Source organism: Limnobacter thiooxidans (assembly GCF_036323495.1).
GTDB lineage: Bacteria > Pseudomonadota > Gammaproteobacteria > Burkholderiales > Burkholderiaceae_B > Limnobacter > Limnobacter thiooxidans.
The window spans coordinates 1,027,772-1,046,296 of record NZ_AP028947.1 but is presented as its reverse complement, the minus strand read 5'-3'; the positions used below and the strand labels follow the sequence as shown (position 1 = coordinate 1,046,296).

Here is an 18,525-nt window from a genome sequence, read left to right as displayed (position 1 = left end):
CCCGTTCCGGGCTTCCTGCCCATGTCCAATATTCCTACTACCTACCCCATTGACGCAAATCCGGGTTTTCATGACCCCACTGCTGCAGGCTTCACGCAGTCTTTTGAAGGCCGGCTACTTTTCTGGATTGCCGTCCTGCTTTCAACGTTTCAAATTGCTACTGCCGCCCACCTTTTTGACCTGTCCAGTCAGGTTCAACGGGCCTGCCATGTGGGATTTTTGTTGTTACTGACGTTCCCGCTGATTGCCATGAACAAGAATGTGGCTTTCAAAGCCATGGCCTGGATCCTGGCCTTGTCAGCTGTTTGCGTAGCAGGCTATCAATGGGTGGAATACGAACCACTGCTGATTCGAGCGGGCGACCCCACTGAACTGGATATTTACCTCGGCATGTTGGCCATTGCCACCGTGTTTGTTGCCACTTGGTTGCTGATGGGCCCTGCACTGCCGATTATTTGCGGAACATTTTTTGCCTACTGCCTGTTTGGCCAGTACCTGCCAGCACCTTTCGACCACCGCGGTTACGACTTTCACCAGGTGATCGAGCACATGGCCTACGGCACCGAGGGTATTTATGGCATTCCCACGTATGTATCAGCCTCGTATATTTTCCTGTTCATCCTGTTCGGAGCTTTTCTTGAAAAAGCAGGCATGATCAAACTGTTCACCGACTTCGCATTGGGTCTGGTAGGCCATGCGCAAGGTGGTGCAGCCAAAGTTGCCGTGGTGTCCTCCGCCTTGATGGGAACCATTTCAGGTTCGGGTGTCGCCAACGTAGTTACAACAGGCCAATTCACCATTCCATTGATGAAGCGGTTTGGCTACCGGGCCGCGTTTGCAGGTGGAGTGGAATCCACCGCATCCATGGGCGGACAATTGATGCCACCTGTGATGGGTGCAGTAGCCTTCATCATGGCCGAAACACTGGGCGTGGCCTATTCAGAAATTGTGAAAGCGGCCATCATTCCAGCGGTGTTGTATTTCTTCGGGGCATTCTGGATGGTGCACCTGGAGGCCGGCAAACATGGCCTGAAAGGTCTGGACAAAAAAGATCTGCCCTCACCATTGAAAGCGGTCAAGGAACAGTGGTATTTGGTCATTCCGCTTGTGGCACTGGTTTGGCTGCTGGTGGGTGGGTACACGCCACTGTTTGCAGGCACGGTGGGGCTGGCTTTCACGGTGGTGCTGATTTTGGGTGCGTCCATTGCGATTGGTTTGCCAAGTACCGTGATTCGTATTTTGTTCTGGATCGGTCTGGGTGTGGTATGTGCCGCGTTCCTGCAGTTCGGTATTTGGGTCATTGCTGGCGCCATTCTGGCGCTGATTGCAATCAATGCGCTGAACAAAGGTGGACGTGAAACGTTGAAAGCTTGCCGCGACTCTCTGGCAGACGGTGCCAAATCCGCCCTGCCGGTGGGTGTGGCCTGTGCCATGGTGGGCATTATCATCGGCACGATGACGCTGACAGGTGCGGCAAACACGTTCGGTCAGTTTGTGGTCAGCGTGGGCGAGAATAGCCTGTTCCTGTCACTGATATTGACGATGATCACCTGCATTGTGCTTGGCATGGGCATACCCACCATTCCGAACTACATCATCACATCCAGCATTGCCGGGCCCGCATTGGAACAACTGGGGGTACCGTTGATCATCAGCCACATGTTCGTGTTCTATTTCGGCATCCTTGCAGACCTGACGCCCCCGGTTGCACTGGCCTGCTTTGCAGCAGCACCCATTGCCAAGGAACGGGGCCTGACCATTTCAATTGAAGCCGTGAAAATTGCCGCAGCAGGGTTTGTCATCCCGTTCATGGCGGTGTACACCCCTGCACTGATGCTGCAAGACGGTGGCCCATTGGCCAGTGAAATTGGTTACGTTCCAGCGGTGATTTATATTGTTGTAAAAACAGTGCTTGCGATCAGTTTGTGGGGAGCAGCGGTGATTGGCTATTTGGGTACCAAACTTCCAGTCTGGTTGCGCGTACTTGCAATGACCAGCGCATTCACGCTGATTGCTGCCTTGCCTGTAACTGATGAAATCGGATTTGCACTGGCCGTGGTGTTCGGCTATCTGGCTTGGCGCAACGTGCGGGCAGTGAAAAGTAAACTTCAAACCGCATGAGCTTGTGCGTTTTCATCGCGGGGAAATCAGCAGCTTGCCTGGCAGGTTTGCTGTTTTCCCTGAGTTGGACACACTCGATTGAGAAAACGCAGTGGGTGGAGCACTGGAAAATTTCTGGCGAACAATTGAGCTTGCGAGAAACCTTCGTCAAGGGCAGTGGCGCCGGAATAGACCCAGCACCCCATGCCGTGCTTCAGGATGGCTGGTACCGATGGAAGCCCTTACAGGCAGTTGAACTGACATCGATTTCACTGGCCAACTCGGAATTGACGCCTGACAACTGGAAGCTTTGCGCGATTGATGCCGTGACCTACCAGGTTGGTGAATGCATCGACTTTGACAGCTTTAAAGCGCTGCACTCGGAGTCGTTCACGATCAGGCCGGTTCCATAGGCACGGGCTGCGGTCTTTGTTTGCTCAGGCGCATAATTCGTTCTTCATTTGCTCAGGCGCATGCCCTACTTCCGCCAGAAAGCCTTTAGTCCCCGTTTTGAATGGCGGTGCGAGGGCTATGCTGCCTTCGCAAACTCGAACGGGCTCCGCCTGCGACTTGCGGTGAGTGACCTGCGACTTAAGAAAACTTTCAGCGACTCACTCAAGCTTGCAGTGGCTTCCGGCGATGATTGAATCACCTGCCCTTTCTCCGGCGCAAGTTCGCAGCCAGTGAGGTGTTTGTTTGCTGCATCATCTTGCCGATTCAGGGCAAGGCTTCCCGGCTGATTCGCAGCGAGGGGCGATTCCGTTAGGAATCGATGCGAAGACGCTTTTGCGTTTCGCATGCCCCAAGCCAGAACCAACAAGGCAGGAAACAAGCCTTGACCAAGGCGAGATGAGCAGCAACGAACATCGAGCAAAGCCCGCGCAACATCGGCCGCGTCCAAGGCGAGATGAGCTGTGAAGAACACCGAACAAAGTCTGCGCAAAAAGCGCTAGCCACCGCCTCTCAGCGTGTGCATCTGAAACTGCTTTGAAAAATGCGCCCTCGCTTCCACTGGAACCCCATCGGAATACGCCAGCGTGACTTCCATTCGTTTCAACCGCACCAAGGCTATAACGCGGTCGGGCAACAACTTCCACGCAATACGCGCAGTACCACCCTCAAGCGCGAAGTCCGCATAGGAATCACCGGTGCCGCACTTGGGGAAAAGCGACGCAATCATGTCGACCCAGCGCAGTAACTCGCGCTCGGTGCACGACATGTCGAGCGCCACGTCAGTGTTGAATATGGTCATCGAACAAATCAACCACCCGCGATGGGCGGCCAAATGGCCAACACATCGTCGGGGGTCAATACTTTGGTACTGCGATCGGCCGGGTCCACGTACACCCCATTAACCAACACCAGGTGGGTCAGTTTTTCAGGCAGGTGAAACTGGTCGATGATTTGCTGCACGGTGCTGCCATCTTTGACTTGCAGGTGAACCGCGTTGTCCACGCGGTTCGAAGGCAAGTAGTCGGTCAGTGTTGCAAAGAGTTTGAAGGTAATTTCCATGTGCTTTGTGACTGAGCGCAAGCCAGATAGGCTTCCATTAATCGGGTTGGATCTTCAAGCAAATGGTCTTTCCATTCACCCAAGTGGATTTTGCCCTGAATCAGCCCCCGCATGACGCCAACATGGTTCGTTAGCCCCAAACTGGTTGCACCAATCAGCACATCGTCGAGAAACTCCAAACGCATGTAGGAAAACTCGTCCTTGTTTTGCAACTCAACGCTTTGCCCACCCTCAGCGCCCCACCACTGGCCAAACGAGGCAGCAATCAAACCCAAGGTATCCAGTACGTTCATGGCCAGGCTTCCCTGCGTACTCGTGCCCTGCCCCATCATGTTCTGGGCGGCAATTCGTGCGTCGTCGGCAGCAGCAGGCTGAATCATGTTCACGGTTTTTTCACCCGTGGAGAAGTCACGAACCTGAGCCACGTCACCGGCAGCATACACATCCTTGATGTTGGTCTGCATGTGGTCATCAACCAGCAAACCCTGATCCAGTTCAAGACCACTGCCTTCAAGAAAGTCCAGGTTGGGTTTCACACCTGTTGCGGAAATAACAAGGTCCACTTCCAGCACTTCGCCGTTGGACAACTTCACGCGCAAGGGTGCACTGTCCTTGGCAGCAAGCACAGCATTATTACCTCCACCACCAAAACCAAGTGCGGATGTAATCTTGCCGATCAGGCCTTGCTCAGAGGGTTGAACAGGCTGACCGCCTTGTTCGATTGCTTCCACGCGGGTGGAGCAATACACATTCACGCCTTTTTTGATACACCAGTCACGGATCATGGAACCTGCGCCTTCGGTCATCATGCGGGGCACCATGCGGTTGCCCATTTCGACCACGGTCAGCTTCACACCGCGCAAGGCCAGTGCTTCCATGATGATGCAGCCGATAAAGCCCGCACCCATTTGCAACACACGTGAACCAGGCTTGGCCAGCTCAATGATCTGCCGGGCGTTTTCCAGCGTCCAGCACGGGTGCACACCGGGCAAATTCACCCCCGGAATGGGCGGTGAAATTGGGCGTGCGCCTGTGGCAATCAGCAGCTTGTCGTATTCAAGCACATCGCCATTGTCCAGCATCACTTTCTTGCCCGCCGTGTCCAGCTGGGTTGCACGGGCTTGCACTTCCTGAATGTTCTGCTTCTTGAAATGGTCTGGGTCTTTGCGAAGGTATGTGCCTTTCTCGCCCACTTTGCCAATCAGCAGGTAGGGAATGGCCATGCGGGAATATGGGGGTTCCGGTTCGGCACCCACCATCACGATTGAATCGCGCGGCCGCTGCTTGCGAATCTGCTCGGCAGCGACCACCCCCGCTGGCCCGTTACCCAGGATAACGTGCCTCAGAGAACCCTTTACGGGAGTGGATACAGTCATAGCCCCAAACGCTCCAGTGTGGCGGAAGTTGGTCGACCTTCGGTGTCCCAGCCGCGCAGGTCATAGTACTCGGGCAACATTTTGTCGATGCCGTTGACCAGGCCTTTGGCGGGGCCCACCTTTGCAGCGTCTTTCTTCAAGCGTGCTGGCAGGTCGTCGTCGGCCTTGGTGAAACCAGCTTCCAGGTTGAACTGGCGCTCCATGTTCCAGATGCGCTCGCCCATGGTTTCCAGGTTAGCCATGTCGAACTCGTCACCACAGGCAGCAGCCACCTGGGGCTGAACATCAGCCAGGGTCCATGCAAAGCTGGTGAACACGCAAATACCGGCTGAATCAAAAATGGCTGTTGCATCTTGGAAAGCCTTGACCAAACCGGCTTTTCCATCGGTCACCAACGGGTCTGTTTTAACAGGAATACCCAAGACTTCGGATGCGACGGTGTAGCCGCGCAAGTGGCAGGCACCGCGGTTGGATGTGGCATAGGCCAAGCCCATGCCCTGAATGCCGCGTGAATCGTAGGCCGGGAATTCCTGGCCTTTCACGCTCATGGACAGCTGGGGCTGACCATACTTTTCTGTCAGGCGCTTGGAGCCCTGTCCTATTTCCACGCCAAAGCCCACGGCGTTGCAAGTGTCTTCAGACAACTTCACCAAGGCCTGGGCAGAACCAAACGGGGCTTTGCAACCAAGTTGTGCTTCAGTCAACACGCCCATTTCATACAATTCCATCACTGCGGAAATGGTGGCACCCAAAGAAATCGGATCAATGCCGTGCTCGTTACACAGGAAGTTGACATAGGTCAGCGCTTCCAGGTCATTCACGCCATTGGATGAACCCAGTGCCCAGGCTGCCTCATATTCCAAGCCGCCAGATGCGCCATGGTATTGCGGCTTGTTTTCTACGGTGAAATGGGTTTCATCAATTTTTGAAATGCGACCGCAGGCAATGGTGCAACCGAAGCAGGCCTGGTTGGTCACCAGGTTGGCCTTGCCGTCGGTTTTGCGTGGCTCGTGCATTTTTTCGCCGGAAATGTCTTTGGCGCCATCAAAAATCACGTCACGGTGGTTGTTCGTGGGCATCGCGCCCATTTCGTTGATCACGTTCATCAACACCTGCGTGCCGTAGGTGGGCAGGCCTGTGCCGGTCACAGCGTTCTCGGCGAGAATTTTTTTCTTCTCGTAAGTCACCTTCATGAATTCCTTGGGGTTGGAAATATTGCCAACACCCTTGGTGCCACGAACTGCAATGGCTTTCACATTCTTGGAGCCCATGACGGCACCCACACCAGAACGTCCAGCAGCACGGTGCAGATCGTTCACGATCGCTGCATACAGCACCTGGTTTTCACCGGCCTTGCCAATCGAGCACACACGCATCAGCGGGTCCTGGTGCTTGGTCTTGATGGCGGGTTCTGTGTCCCACACGCTCTTGCCCCACAAGTCCGATGCATCCATCAGTTTCGCGTTTTCGTTTTCAATCAACAGGTACACGGGCTTCGGGGACTTGCCTTCCATGATGACCATGTCCCACCCGGCACTTTTTAACTCGTTGCCAAAGTAGCCGCCCGAGTTTGAACAGGCGATTGCGCCAGTCAATGGACCCTTGGTGATCACAGAGTAACGGCCACCGGTTGAGGCCATGGTGCCCGTCAAAGGGCCAGTTGCATAAATCAGTTTGTTTTCAGGTGAAAGTGGATCCACTTTCGCGCTGACTTCTTCCACGAAGTACTTGGTGGCCAAACCACGCTGGCCAAGGTAGCTTTTCGCCCAATCCATTCTCAAGTCTTCAGTTGTACAGGTGCCTGTAGTCAGGTTAACGCGCAGTACTTTGCCGGTCCATGCCATGTTGTATTACTCCCTTCTCTATTCTTCAGAATTACGCGTGAGCCTGGTTGCTCAACTTTTCAGCCCATTGCTTCATCTTGTCCAGACCTGTCCAGTTGGAATCGATGAAGGTGATTGCGCCGGTTGGGCAAGCTGTTGCACAAGCAGGGTCGCCACCACACAGGTCACACTTCTGAACCTTGCCGGTTTCCTGGACATAGTTGACCGTACCGAACGGGCAGGCAATGGTGCACACCTTGCAACCCACGCATGTGTCTTCTGAAACAACCTTCACACCGTTGGTCTTGTCCATCGTAATGGCTTCGACCGGGCAGGCATGCAGACACCACGCCTCGTCACACTGCGTGCAGGTGTAGGGCACTTTTTTGCCAGTGTGATGAAAGTCGAATACCTTGATTCGCGACAGTGAGGTGTTGAACACCTGGTAGTTTTCATAGCTGCAAGCCATTTCACACTGCAGGCAGCCCGTGCACTTGTCGGGCGTGATGTGAAGAGATTTTTGCATCCCGTTGTTCCTCGCTTTATTGGTTTATTGGTTTTTTGGCACTACTCATGGAGGGGTCTTATGCAATAAGCCTGCCAACTTTAAAACAGGTGCGGAACAGGTCACGGCAACAATTTTCTGAATTAACGACAATCACGCAGCATCGAAGAAGGACAGGTGTTTCATTTTGATACAACTGCTTCAAAAAAAAGCCCTGCGCATTGGCAGGGCTGTTTCATTCAATCACTTCAGGCGTTCAGGGCCTAATGTACTTCACACCGTATTTTTCAAAGATTTTTGCCAGTTCCCCTGATTCCTTCAAATCATTCATGGCGTTGGTCAGCTTTTCAGCCAATTCCTTGTTGCTTTTCTTGGTGGCCATGCCAACGACCCAACCTTTTGGAGGCAAGGAGTTGTGTGGAACCTTGGACACGTAGAAATCGGCTTTTTTGTCAGGGTACTGCTGCAAGGCCCACTCCAGCTCTGCACGGGTGGCCATGACCGCCACCAACTCACCGCTCACCATGGCATCTACTGCTTCCTTCGGGGTTTTGAAGTTGACCAGGTTGTCTGCATAGGCTGCATTGTCAGCCCCTGCAAGCATGATGCTGGGCAATGCCGCGGTTTCAGCCCCGATCCTGTTGCCTGCTTCAGAAAACGGCTTGAAACTGTCCAGCGTGGGCAGTTTCTTGATATTACGCGCCACGAAAATGTCGTCGCGTGTGTAAGGCGAGAAGAACAGTGCCTGGTCCTCTTTCTGCATGATGTAGGCGTCAACAGGCGCATGCATCAGGATGTCGGCAGGTGCTCCAGCCAGGTAGTGGCCACGGGTCACCATGTTACGAATGTCATCAGAAAACTCTTCATCCTCATTGAACGGACGAACGCGCAATCCCAATCCAAGCTTGCCCGCAAGGGCGCGGGCAATGTCAACGTCAATGCCTTTGCCTTGGTCCGAATAAGGGGCCAGGTAGTTATAAACAGCCACAGTGAGCACACCCGAGGCCTGAACCTTGGCCCAGTCGGTGAGTTCCTGTGCCTGGGCACCCACGTGAACCGAGAATGCGATCGCTACTGCAGAAAGGGCTTTTACAGCCAAGTTGGCAGTTTTGCGAAAAGAAAATGGAAGAGTCAACGCGATGGGAGTTGCGTTCATGAGGTGTGTCTCCTGAGAGGAATGTGCCTTGGTAGCACTTCTGTTTTTTCTGTAAATGAAGGCCCAAGCTTCAATGAACCTGGGCTCTTCGTAAAGCCAACTGGCGCAGCTTATTCCGCTGGGCGGGTTTCTACATACGCCTTGATCGCCCAAATGGCTTCCTGATTCAGGATGCCGGCGAAGGCCGGCATGTAAACGCGGTCACCGCGCACTTTGCCACCCAGTACAGAATTGCGGAAGTAAGTGTCCATTTCAGTCTTGCACTGTTCTTTGGCCTTCTTGCCTGCGAACGAATCGCACTCGGCATTCATCTTGCGCAAGTCAGGTGAAATTCCACCGCTGATTACTTCCAAACCATGACAACGCGCGCAATTCTGGTTGTAGGCCGAGCTTCCAATCCGAATGGCTTCCTTGTCGCCCGTGTACGGGTTGTTGTCCAGCATGTCGTCACCAAGCGGCTTCAGCGTCGAGGTGTCAACAACCTGAGGGGTTACATCGCCATGGGCGAAAGCAACGGCCGCAGCAATTGAAAAAAGGGATGCCACAAGGGCTTTACGAACTAACATCACAACTCCTGTCTTTCTAAGAATGATTCAACACCTCCGAGCTATTGCAAGCCCCATGCCACCCAACAAACCATCAATTGTGAATAACCTTGAGAAACTGTAACAAATGGCGAACTGGGTAGCCCCTGCCACTGTTCTGTGCTAATTTTCATCAAGCTGTGTTTCATTTTGAAACAAGATGAATTGAGTTGGCACAGTGTTTGCATTGTGAAGAAACAGGATCGAGCAGGTGGATGTTGTCACTGCCAGACTCAGATCCCCGTTGCACCAAAAAACATACCTATAAAAAGCAGCACCCAAAGAAGCAGGAGACAAGGATGACATTTTTATCCGAGCGGGACAGCGGCAGCATCGCGTCCAATGCCCAGGTACTGGAACTGATTGACCCCGGCACAGAGGGGCATCTTGAATTTATTCGCAGGGCCCACCAGCGTTCAACCGCAGCCGGCCTTGACACTACAGCCAAAGTTGACATTGCCCCCCCTGCAGGAAACACGCTCAAAGAACTGATCGAAAAAAACAATCGATTGAAATCTTGCGCGCTCCCTTTCATGGAGACGCTGTACGAGCAAGTGGTCAATACACACAGCATGGTTCTGCTGACCGATGCCAGCGGAACCATCATTGAATCCCTCGGAGACGACGACTTTCTGGTCAAGGCCCAGAAAGTTGCCTTGGCGCCTGGCGTTACCTGGAGCGAAGAGCACAAGGGCACGAATGCGATTGGCACTGCCCTGATTGAGGAATTGCCCACGGTGGTTCACGGTCAGGATCACTTTCTGGATGTGAACCGTTTTCTGACCTGCTCTGCTGCACCGATTTTCGATCCGAACGGTGTCGCCATTGGTGTACTGGATGTGACAGGCGATTACCGCAGCTACCACCGCCACACCATGGGCCTGGTGCGCATGTCGGCGCAAATGATTGAAAACCATTTGTTCAACAGCTCCTTTCAAGACGCAATTATTGTCCAGTTTCACCAGCGCGGAGAGTTCTTGGGCTCTGTGGTGGAAGGTGCTGCGGCGTTTTCTCCAGGAGGCAAGTTTCTCGCAGCCAACAGGGCGGCCATGGTCCAGTTTGGCATGTCCAGCAACGCACTGAAAAGCCACACCTTCAGCTCGCTTTTCGGCATGCCTTTGTCGGCACTGATTGACCATTACCGAACTTGCAACCCTATCCCCCTGATTCTCTGCCTGCACAATGGCAACCAGGTAACCGCCAAGGCAAGCCTTGGCAGCGTGGGCCGTGGCCGCATATTCGACTCAGTGGGCCTGGTCAAAAACAATGCCGACGCTGCGGTGGTTCAAAACCAGGCGCCAGCTACACAAAAAGCCAACACCACGTGCCAAAAAAGCCGCCACCTTTCCAGCTTGAAGTACCTGAACACTGGTGACAACCAGGTCGCCCGAATTATTGACAAGGTGTGCAAGGTCATTGACAAGGATATCCCCATCCTGATTTTGGGAGAAACCGGAACTGGCAAGGAAATTCTGGCGCAGGCCATTCACAACGATTCGCCACGGCAAGACAAACCGTTTGTGGCTGTGAATTGCGCATCCATCCCGGAAACGCTGATTGAATCTGAATTGTTCGGTTATGAAGACGGTGCCTTTACGGGTGCGAAGAAAAAAGGTTCACAAGGCCGAATTCTGCAAGCCAATGGCGGCACATTGTTTCTGGATGAAATTGGTGACATGCCAATTTCGCTGCAGGCCCGTTTGCTGCGGGTTTTGCAGGAGCGGGTGGTCACGCCCCTGGGCAGCCAAAAGAGTATTCCTGTCAATTTGCAGGTGATTTGTGCAACGCACAGAAACCTGCGCGACCAGATTACCGCCGGACTTTTCCGCGAAGACTTGTATTACCGGCTACATGGCTTGGTGGTTCGTCTACCGGCACTTCGTGAACGCACTGACCTTGAAAAAATCATTCAGCGCATCCTGGAAAACGAATCACACAACCCACGTATTCAGGTGTCGGCTGAAGTAATGAATGCATTCACCACGCACAGTTGGCCCGGCAATATTCGACAGTTGACCAACATTCTGCGCACGGCCAGCGTGATGACGGACGAGCACGAAATGATCGAATGGGATCACCTCCCCGACGACTTTCTGGACGAGTGGCGCGCCTTGCGACTGGACCAGCAAAGTACGCGTGAGGCCCCTAGCTGCGCACCGGTTGCTCCTGTTGAGAAGCACACACCGCAAGTGGCTCAACCCGCACGGCCGCAATTCAATGTTCGGAGCAATTTTTCCACCGAGACCAAAGGAAGCGGCTTTCAAACGAAAGCTGTTCCTGCAAGTCACGCCCAGCAAAGAAACACCGGCAAGGCAAATCACAGCATGTTCGATGTTCAGGTGCATCGAGGTCAAAACACATCGGCTCCCGCAAGACCTGTTCAGCAAAAAGCAAACGGACTCGATCAGACTTTCAACAAGTTCAGGGAAGGACGTTTTGATTCCTGGCAAAGCCCGGCAAAAACAGTTGGCCGGGACGACTTCGGGTCAACCACTGCGCAGCCTCCTCACCGTTTCAAGGAGGATGGTTTTGATGCACGGCCTTACGACGCCCGTTCACAAGGCTATCTTGGATCAAGACAGGCTGCCCGTACCCCGGTGGAGAACCCAATCAACCTAGACGACCTGGAGTCCAAAGCGATTCAGGAAGCACTGGAAAACTGTCGGGGCAACGTCAGCGCTGCCGCCCGAATGCTGGGTATTTCAAGAAACACAATCTACCGACGTTTGAACTCCAAGTAATCAATTGCATACCCGAAAAACCACCCCCTTCGCGGGGTGGTTTTTTTTGGTACATGCCCAATGCGCAGCTGTCACAAAACTGTCACCTCACTGCTCCAGCTCACAACAACATTGTTTCAAAGCGCATCGCCTGACGCGACACACCCCTGGCGGAAGCACACGTCCTGACAACCATCGTATTTTCAATTAAACCAATAAAAACAATAACTTAATAATTGGCACGGCTTTTGCCATAGCTCTTTGCAAGCCAGGTTTACTCTGCGGTTCACTGGCGAGCTTTAGAAGACAACAAACAAGCAACAACCTTTAAAACTAAAAACTGGAGGGTTGATCTTATGATCAGCAAAAAATTAGTAGCAGCTTCAATCCTGGCGGCAATGGGGACATCGGCACACGCAATCGGCTTCAAGGCCGGCGAATGGGAAATGGACATTTCCGGTTCTGTTAACGCTTACTACAACACAACCAGTTGCGACAACGCTGGCGCTGCTGCATCTGGCGCGTTGGGTGTATGCGGGGGCACGGCCACCGGTCAAGATCGCACATCGATTCAGAACGGTCTATTGCCTGGTTTCGTGATTTTCTCTGCTTCGACAAAGCAAGCTGGATACGATCTGAAAGCAGTCATCTCCATTGATCCAGGTACAACTTTCACTGGTGCCGGTACTGGCACATCGGGACAACTGGTCGGTGACCAGCGCCGTGTATTCCTCCAATTCGGCAACGAATCCATGGGTACCATCAAGGCTGGTCGTGACATTGGTCTGTTCGGTCAGAACGCCATCTTGAATGACATGTCCTTGCTGGCTGTCGGTGGTGGTTCCGGTTTCAACGGCGCATTGAACACAACATTGGGTTCAATCGGTGCTGGCTACATCTACACTGAATTCCAACCACAGATTACTTACACCGCTCCTGCGATGGGTAACCTGAGCTTGTCCGCTGGTGTCTTCCAACCCAAGACACCACGTGGAGAAGCTGATTCTGCAGGCATCCAGGCCTTGGCCACATACAGCCTTGGCAACACAGGCAAACTGTGGGGCGCACTGATCAATCAATCACGTGACACCTTGGCAGCAACTGCACCAGGCGCAGGCAATCAGCAAAGCGACATCATGGGCTACGAAGTGGGTGGTGCGTTGAACTTCGGAAATCTTGGCTTGGTAGGTAACTATTTCTCCGGCGAAGGTTTAGGTACAACATTGATCGGTTTCGGCGGTGCTGACGCTCTGGGTCAAGAACGTGATTCTGATGGTTACCTGGTACAGGCAACCTACAAAGTCGGTAACACGAAGTTTGGTGTTAACTATGGTTCATCAAACCTGGATGCGACTCGTAACGACAACGCCATCATGCTGGATCAAACCAATCAGATGGTATTGGGCGTGTATCACAGCCTGACACCCAGCTTGACTCTTGCTGGTGAATACATCACACGCGAAGAAAAGTACCGCTTCGCTCCAGCAGGCACACCAAAAGGTGAAGAAAGCACCATCGCTGTAGGCGCAATCCTGTTCTTCTAATCGTTAACTACCCTCCGTTAGCGATTTTCCCAAGGCGTGAACTCAAAAGGTTCGCGCCTTTTTGCATTCTGTTTCAAACTGGAACAGTTTGAACATCTCCACAATCAGTTTTCCCTAACGCAAACGCCCTCAATCGAAAGACCCGATCACGGCACAGTAATTGCTATTTAACCCTTGAGGACGAACAAAGCGGCAAACGCCAGGTTCTTCACCAAGCCCATCGGGTTCTGGTGCATTTCAATAAAGCAAAGGAGGATTGATCATGCAGTGGACTACACCATCATTCGTTGACATGCGTTTCGGTTTCGAAATCACCATGTACATCGCCAACCGTTGATTTGACGGTTTGCAAGACCCCGAACAGCCGCTTGGCTGGCGGGGTTTTTTTTACCCCTGAAAAAAGCAATTATGAAAATCAAAGTTCTGGGTTCCGCAGCAGGCGGAGGGTTCCCTCAGTGGAACTGCAACTGCAGCAATTGTCAGGCTGTCCGGGCAAAAAAACCGGGCTATACCGCGCGCACGCAATCGTCGATCGCCATCTCGGACGGGTCGGCCAACTGGATTCTGGTCAACGCATCACCTGACATTCTGACCCAAATCAAGAACACACCGGAACTGCAACCCAATCGCAGCCCCAGAGACAGCGGCATTGCCGCCGTGATTCTGATGGACGCCCAAATTGACCACACCACCGGCCTGTTGATGATGCGCGAGGGTAAAAACCCCATGCGCCTGTACACAACCCCCGCCGTGTGGGAAGACCTCACCAATGGCCTGCCACTGGTGCCCACGCTGGGCTTTTATTGCGGCGTGAAATGGACACCCCTTTGTACCGAATGCGACGAGCCTTTTTCGATCAGCCCATTGGACAGCATTCGCATCAAATCCATTCCACTGGTCAGCAAGGCTCCGCCGTATTCACCAAGCCGTTATGCCCAGCGCCGTGGTGACAATATTGGCCTGTTGATTGAAGACCTGAACACCGGCAAGACAGTATTTTATGCACCCGGCCTGGGCGAAATCACGCCCGATATTCTGCCCTACATGCAGCAAGCCGATGTGTTGATGGTGGACGGCACGTTCTGGACCGAAGATGAAATGGTCACACAAGGGTTTTCGCAAAAAATGGCAGCTGACATGGGTCACCTGCCCCAAACCGACAAACCGGGCAAACGGGGGTCGGGCATGATCAGCCAGCTGCGTCAATTTGAGAAGCAACGCAAGGTGCTGATCCACATCAACAACACCAATCCGATTTTGAACGAGCACGGTGATGAATCTGCCGTGTTGGCGGAGAACGGCATCGAAGTGTCCTATGACGGCATGGAGATTCTTGCATGAGCAGCAACAAGCCCTGGAACAAAAAAGAATTTGAAGCCCGGTTGCGGGCCAAGGGTGACCGTTACCACATTCACCACCCCTTCAACATCGCCATGCGGGAAGGCAAACTGAGCCGGGAGCAACTTCGTGGGTGGGTCGCCAACCGTTTTTACTACCAGGTGTGTATTCCGCAGAAAGACGCAGCAGTCATGGCCAACTGTGATGACCGCGAAACACGCAGGCGTTGGGTGCAGCGCATTCTTGACCACGATGGCTGGGAAGGCAATGCCGGTGGCATTGAGGCCTGGGGCCGACTGGGTGAAGCTGTTGGCATTGACAAAGACAAACTGTGGGGCCAGGAACTGGTGTTGCCCGGTGTGCGGTTTGCAGTGGATGCCTACTTGAACTTCGCACGCCGTGCCCCTTGGCAGGAGGCCGTGTGTTCCTCGCTGACTGAAATGTTTGCACCGGAAATTCACAAGCAGCGTTTGAGCAATTGGCCCACCGACTACAAATGGGTTGCACCGGAAGGCCTGAATTATTTTCGATCCAGGATCAGCCTGGCACAGCGCGATGTCGAGCACGGGCTGGAGGTGACATTGAATCATTTCAAGACACGTGCCCAACAGGAACGCGCACTCGACATTCTGCAGTTTAAACTGGATGTGTTGTGGAGCATGTCGGACGCCATTGCGCTGGCCTATCCTGACAAGCCCGCCAAGGTGAAATCGAGCAAAAAATGAATACAAACACAAACTACAAATTGCCTGAACACCCCAAGCTGAACCGTCTGTTTCGTTTGCAATACGAAGAGGCGCAAAAAACCCACGTGCTGCTGTACCCGGAAGGCATGGTGAAACTGAACCAGTCGGCCAGCGAAATCCTGTTGCTGTGCGACGGCAACCGCACGGTCAACGACATTGTCGCGGCACTGGAATCGAAGTTCAACACCAAGGGACTTGAGCCTGATGTGCGCAGCATGCTTGAAGAAGCAAGCCGTCGAAACTGGCTGGACGCATGACGACAAGCGCCACCGACCCCGTGCGCCCTGCCGGCCCCTTGTGGCTGCTGGCCGAACTCACTTACCGTTGCCCGCTGCATTGCGTGTTCTGCTACAACCCGGTGGACTACAAACGCAACACGGATGAGCTGACCACTGAGCAATGGAAAGAAACCATGAAGCAGGCTCGCGCTTTGGGAGCAGTGCAGTTGGGCTTTTCCGGCGGTGAACCCCTGCTGCGGGACGACCTTGAGGAACTGGTGGCCTACGGGCATGAACTGGGGTATTACACCAACCTGATTACCTCGGGTATCGGCTTGAAACCAGCAAGACTGGACGCCTTGAAGGCCGCCGGACTTGATCACATTCAAGTGAGCTTTCAGGACGCCACACAAGCCGCCAACGACGCGCTGAGCGACACCAAAACCTTTCAGAAGAAACTCGAGATTGCAACGGCCGTGAAAGCGGCAGGTTGGCCCATGGTGCTGAATGTGGTGCTGCATCGCCTGAACTTGGACCACATCGATTCCATCATTGAATTGGCGGTGAAGCTGGGCGTCGAATACCTGGAGCTGGCCAACACCCAATATTATGGCTGGGCTTTTCAGAACAAGGCGGCACTCATTCCCACTCACGAACAATTGAAACACGCAGAAGAACGGGTGGCCGCGTGGCGTGAAGAACTGGGCAACACCATGAAGCTGTTGTTCGTGGTGCCCGATTACTTTGAAAAAACCCCGAAACCCTGCATGAGCGGTTGGGGCAATGTGTTCCTCAGCATCAGCCCCGATGGCACTGCCCTGCCCTGTCAGGCTGCACGCATGCTACCCGGCTTTGAATTTCCCAATGTCAAAACCCGCAGCGTTGAACACATCTGGTTCGAAAGTGATGGGTTTACTCGCTACCGGGGTGATGCCTGGATGAAAGACCCCTGCCGCACCTGCCCGGACAAAGCCAAGGATTACGGCGGCTGCCGCTGCCAGGCCTACCTGATTACGGGGGATGCCACCAACGCAGATCCTGTTTGCCACAAATCGCCTGACCACGAAAAAGTAGTAGCCTTTGTTGATGCAGCCCAGCGACGTGACAACCCTGACGACTACTTCAAGGTTCAAAAGCCCGAACAACAAGGGCTGGCAACGGCAGCCGAAGTGCCCGTGGTATGGTATCGCAGCGATCACAACAGCTTGCACTTGAGCAACAACGGCACTTGAACACACACATCACGGCAACAAATCAACCCCTTCGGCTTCAAGCGCACGGCGTGCGCTTCTCATGGGGGGACAGGCTGGCTTTGAACAACATCAACCTTGATCTTCATGCGGGTGAAATGTTTGGCCTGCTGGGCCCCAACGGAGCCGGCAAAACCACGCTGATCAGCCTGATCGCAGGCTTGATCAAACCCGATCAAGGTGAGCTTTCAGTATTGGGCCACAGCACCCATAAAGCAGCGGACCTGGCCCGTAAAAACCTCGGCTTCGTGTTCCAATCGGTGTCGCTTGATCGTTTCATGACAGTCGAAGAAAACCTGTTTTTTGCCGCCGGGCTTCAGGGCCTGGACAAGGCTCAAACCCGAAGCAACCTTGCCCACCTGTTTACCGTATTCCCCATTGAAGGCTGGCTCAAACGCACAGTGGGCAGTTTATCCGGCGGGCAAAAACGACTGGTTGACATCGCCCGTGCCCTGATCCACCGTCCCGGCGTGCTGATACTTGACGAGCCCACCACTGCGCTGGATGTACCGTCCAAAAACACCGTGTGGCACACCCTCAAGACTTTGCAGGCCCTGGACGGCCTGACCATTTTTGTGGCCACCCATCTGATGGATGAAGCCAGCAGCTGCGACCGCGTAGGCTTTCTGAATAAAGGCGAATTGAACTGGCTGGGCACCCCTGCGCAGGCACTGGACGAATTGCCAGATCAAAGTGTAACCAGCGTACGCACAGCGACACTGGCAGACTGGTTTGTCTGGAAAATGAAGGCTGAGACAGAACAACCATGCTGATTCAATTTTATCGGGCTGTCATTGCCCGGGAAAGTCAAAAGCTGCTGAAACAGCGCGATCGCCTGGCAGCTGCCATGGTGCGCCCGGTGCTGTGGTTGTGGATTATTGGTGGCGGCATGCAGGCACTTGCCGGGATTGATTACACCGCACGCCTGCTGCCCGGCATCATTGGCATGACCCTGCTGTTCGGCGGCATGGTGGGCGGCTTGAGCATCGCACTGGACAAAGACGCCGGGACCATGCGCCTGCTGGTTACAGCACCAGTAAAAACCCGGCATATCCTGATCGCTAAAACACTGGGGGCTGCCTTGGGTGCATTGGTGCAAATGGCTTTGCTGGTCGCATTGTTGCTCGGCCTGGAGGGGCTTTACGCGGTACTGACCCCGTTGGGCGTTGATTTGCAGCAGGCACTGCCCTGGGTTGGGCGCACGGTGTGGCCACAATTACATGTGCTGTTGCCGGCTGCAGTATTGGCAGCGCTCAGTTGTGCGGCACTGGGCGTGCTGTGTGGCACGTTTGCAAAATCGATTGACGGTTTTGCCGTCATGATGAACTTCGTGATTTTTCCGGTGTTCTTTTTCAGCGGCGCACTGTACCCAATTGACCCCATGCCAGCCCTGGCCAGGTGGGTTTCATTGCTCAACCCCTTTTCCTATTGTGTGGACATGCTGCGGCATGCCTTCACAAGCCACGCAGAATTCAGCCTGATTCTCAGCTCCACAGTATTGATTGTTTCAACCTTGGCCATGCTCGTAGTAGCAACCTGGAAGTTCTCTCAAAGCGGTGCAGCGGTGCCGTTGAACACCTGAATAGCGGGCAATTCCCGTTTCTTATCGCAGATTACTCTTACAGCAATATCTCTACACATTTATGTAATTTT

The 18,525-nt window shown here is 53.7% G+C and carries 18 protein-coding genes; 11 read left to right on the top strand and 7 right to left on the bottom strand.

The window, feature by feature from the left end:
* Nucleotides 1-21: 21 nt before the first annotated feature.
* On the top strand, nt 22-2,121 hold the full coding sequence (locus RGQ30_RS04760; protein ID WP_130558085.1) for a TRAP transporter permease: 2,100 nt from the start codon (nt 22-24) through the stop codon (nt 2,119-2,121).
* On the top strand, nt 2,118-2,513 hold the full coding sequence (locus tag RGQ30_RS04755; protein WP_130558086.1) for a DUF1850 domain-containing protein: 396 nt from the start codon (nt 2,118-2,120) through the stop codon (nt 2,511-2,513). Before RGQ30_RS04760 ends, RGQ30_RS04755 begins: the two co-directional genes overlap by 4 nt.
* 536 nt (nt 2,514-3,049) lie before the next feature.
* Here the strand turns inward: RGQ30_RS04755 and RGQ30_RS04750 are convergent.
* The 7 genes from RGQ30_RS04750 to pedF all read right to left on the bottom strand — a co-directional run bounded on the left by RGQ30_RS04750 (nt 3,050) and on the right by pedF (nt 9,038).
* Nucleotides 3,050-3,352, bottom strand: coding sequence for a hypothetical protein (locus RGQ30_RS04750; RefSeq protein WP_130558087.1), 303 nt, complete (start codon nt 3,350-3,352; stop codon nt 3,050-3,052).
* A gap of 8 nt (nt 3,353-3,360) precedes the next feature.
* Nucleotides 3,361-3,612: a MoaD/ThiS family protein gene (locus tag RGQ30_RS04745; protein ID WP_130558088.1), complete on the bottom strand. Its 252-nt coding sequence runs from the start codon at nt 3,610-3,612 to the stop codon at nt 3,361-3,363.
* Nucleotides 3,579-4,988, bottom strand: a complete 1,410-nt coding sequence (locus RGQ30_RS04740) for an NAD(P)/FAD-dependent oxidoreductase (protein ID WP_338284812.1) — start codon at nt 4,986-4,988, stop codon at nt 3,579-3,581. Before RGQ30_RS04740 ends, RGQ30_RS04745 begins: the two co-directional genes overlap by 34 nt.
* A complete protein-coding gene (locus tag RGQ30_RS04735) occupies nt 4,985-6,832 on the bottom strand; it encodes an aldehyde ferredoxin oxidoreductase family protein (protein ID WP_130558089.1) in 1,848 nt (615 codons plus the stop codon). The genes RGQ30_RS04740 and RGQ30_RS04735 overlap by 4 nt, the downstream gene beginning before the upstream one ends.
* Nucleotides 6,833-6,863: 31 nt before the next feature.
* A complete protein-coding gene (locus RGQ30_RS04730) occupies nt 6,864-7,337 on the bottom strand; it encodes a 4Fe-4S dicluster domain-containing protein (RefSeq protein WP_130558090.1) in 474 nt (157 codons plus the stop codon).
* 235 nt (nt 7,338-7,572) lie between these two features.
* Nucleotides 7,573-8,472 carry a substrate-binding periplasmic protein gene (locus RGQ30_RS04725; RefSeq protein WP_130558091.1) on the bottom strand — a complete coding sequence of 300 codons (900 nt, stop codon included), beginning with the start codon at nt 8,470-8,472 and terminating at the stop codon, nt 7,573-7,575.
* A 110-nt stretch (nt 8,473-8,582) separates the two neighbouring features.
* Nucleotides 8,583-9,038, bottom strand: coding sequence for a cytochrome c-550 PedF (pedF, locus tag RGQ30_RS04720; RefSeq protein WP_130558092.1), 456 nt, complete (start codon nt 9,036-9,038; stop codon nt 8,583-8,585).
* A 317-nt stretch (nt 9,039-9,355) separates the two neighbouring features.
* On the opposite strand from pedF, the gene RGQ30_RS04715 reads away from it, so the two are divergent.
* From RGQ30_RS04715 to RGQ30_RS04675, 9 genes are all read left to right on the top strand, one after another.
* Complete coding sequence (locus tag RGQ30_RS04715) at nt 9,356-11,797, top strand: sigma-54-dependent Fis family transcriptional regulator (RefSeq protein ID WP_338284811.1); 2,442 nt, start codon at nt 9,356-9,358, stop codon at nt 11,795-11,797.
* 335 nt (nt 11,798-12,132) lie between these two features.
* Nucleotides 12,133-13,320, top strand: a complete 1,188-nt coding sequence (locus RGQ30_RS04710) for a porin (protein WP_130558093.1) — start codon at nt 12,133-12,135, stop codon at nt 13,318-13,320.
* 262 nt (nt 13,321-13,582) lie between these two features.
* Nucleotides 13,583-13,657 (top strand): pyrroloquinoline quinone precursor peptide PqqA, encoded by a 75-nt coding sequence (pqqA, locus tag RGQ30_RS04705; RefSeq protein WP_083797182.1) that lies wholly within the window; start codon nt 13,583-13,585, stop codon nt 13,655-13,657.
* 71 nt (nt 13,658-13,728) lie between these two features.
* Entirely contained in the window at nt 13,729-14,661 is a 933-nt protein-coding gene (gene pqqB / locus RGQ30_RS04700; RefSeq protein ID WP_130558094.1) for a pyrroloquinoline quinone biosynthesis protein PqqB, read from the top strand.
* The gene (gene pqqC / locus RGQ30_RS04695; protein ID WP_130558095.1) at nt 14,658-15,383 is read left to right on the top strand and encodes a pyrroloquinoline-quinone synthase PqqC; all 726 of its coding nucleotides are present in this window, start codon (nt 14,658-14,660) and stop codon (nt 15,381-15,383) included. The genes pqqB and pqqC overlap by 4 nt, the downstream gene beginning before the upstream one ends.
* Nucleotides 15,380-15,661 (top strand): pyrroloquinoline quinone biosynthesis peptide chaperone PqqD, encoded by a 282-nt coding sequence (gene pqqD / locus RGQ30_RS04690; protein ID WP_130558096.1) that lies wholly within the window; start codon nt 15,380-15,382, stop codon nt 15,659-15,661. The genes pqqC and pqqD overlap by 4 nt, the downstream gene beginning before the upstream one ends.
* Nucleotides 15,658-16,854, top strand: a complete 1,197-nt coding sequence (gene pqqE, locus RGQ30_RS04685) for a pyrroloquinoline quinone biosynthesis protein PqqE (protein WP_130558097.1) — start codon at nt 15,658-15,660, stop codon at nt 16,852-16,854. The genes pqqD and pqqE overlap by 4 nt, the downstream gene beginning before the upstream one ends.
* On the top strand, nt 16,851-17,645 hold the full coding sequence (locus RGQ30_RS04680; RefSeq protein ID WP_338284810.1) for an ABC transporter ATP-binding protein: 795 nt from the start codon (nt 16,851-16,853) through the stop codon (nt 17,643-17,645). The genes pqqE and RGQ30_RS04680 overlap by 4 nt, the downstream gene beginning before the upstream one ends.
* On the top strand, nt 17,639-18,454 hold the full coding sequence (locus RGQ30_RS04675) for an ABC transporter permease (protein WP_130558099.1): 816 nt from the start codon (nt 17,639-17,641) through the stop codon (nt 18,452-18,454). The genes RGQ30_RS04680 and RGQ30_RS04675 overlap by 7 nt, the downstream gene beginning before the upstream one ends.
* Nucleotides 18,455-18,525: the final 71 nt, after the last annotated feature.

Bases quoted from the DNA above. Each gene is read 5' to 3' on its own strand.
- RGQ30_RS04760 (WP_130558085.1), top strand. From the start codon at position 22: ATGTCCAATATTCCTACTACCTACCCCATTGACGCAAATCCGGGTTTT.
- RGQ30_RS04755 (WP_130558086.1), top strand. From the start codon at position 2,118: ATGAGCTTGTGCGTTTTCATCGCGGGGAAATCAGCAGCTTGCCTGGCA.
- RGQ30_RS04750 (WP_130558087.1), bottom strand. From the start codon at position 3,352: ATGACCATATTCAACACTGACGTGGCGCTCGACATGTCGTGCACCGAG.
- RGQ30_RS04745 (WP_130558088.1), bottom strand. From the start codon at position 3,612: ATGGAAATTACCTTCAAACTCTTTGCAACACTGACCGACTACTTGCCT.
- RGQ30_RS04740 (WP_338284812.1), bottom strand. From the start codon at position 4,988: ATGACTGTATCCACTCCCGTAAAGGGTTCTCTGAGGCACGTTATCCTG.
- RGQ30_RS04735 (WP_130558089.1), bottom strand. From the start codon at position 6,832: ATGGCATGGACCGGCAAAGTACTGCGCGTTAACCTGACTACAGGCACC.
- RGQ30_RS04730 (WP_130558090.1), bottom strand. From the start codon at position 7,337: ATGCAAAAATCTCTTCACATCACGCCCGACAAGTGCACGGGCTGCCTG.
- RGQ30_RS04725 (WP_130558091.1), bottom strand. From the start codon at position 8,472: ATGAACGCAACTCCCATCGCGTTGACTCTTCCATTTTCTTTTCGCAAA.
- pedF (WP_130558092.1), bottom strand. From the start codon at position 9,038: ATGTTAGTTCGTAAAGCCCTTGTGGCATCCCTTTTTTCAATTGCTGCG.
- RGQ30_RS04715 (WP_338284811.1), top strand. From the start codon at position 9,356: ATGACATTTTTATCCGAGCGGGACAGCGGCAGCATCGCGTCCAATGCC.
- RGQ30_RS04710 (WP_130558093.1), top strand. From the start codon at position 12,133: ATGATCAGCAAAAAATTAGTAGCAGCTTCAATCCTGGCGGCAATGGGG.
- pqqB (WP_130558094.1), top strand. From the start codon at position 13,729: ATGAAAATCAAAGTTCTGGGTTCCGCAGCAGGCGGAGGGTTCCCTCAG.
- pqqC (WP_130558095.1), top strand. From the start codon at position 14,658: ATGAGCAGCAACAAGCCCTGGAACAAAAAAGAATTTGAAGCCCGGTTG.
- pqqD (WP_130558096.1), top strand. From the start codon at position 15,380: ATGAATACAAACACAAACTACAAATTGCCTGAACACCCCAAGCTGAAC.
- pqqE (WP_130558097.1), top strand. From the start codon at position 15,658: ATGACGACAAGCGCCACCGACCCCGTGCGCCCTGCCGGCCCCTTGTGG.
- RGQ30_RS04675 (WP_130558099.1), top strand. From the start codon at position 17,639: ATGCTGATTCAATTTTATCGGGCTGTCATTGCCCGGGAAAGTCAAAAG.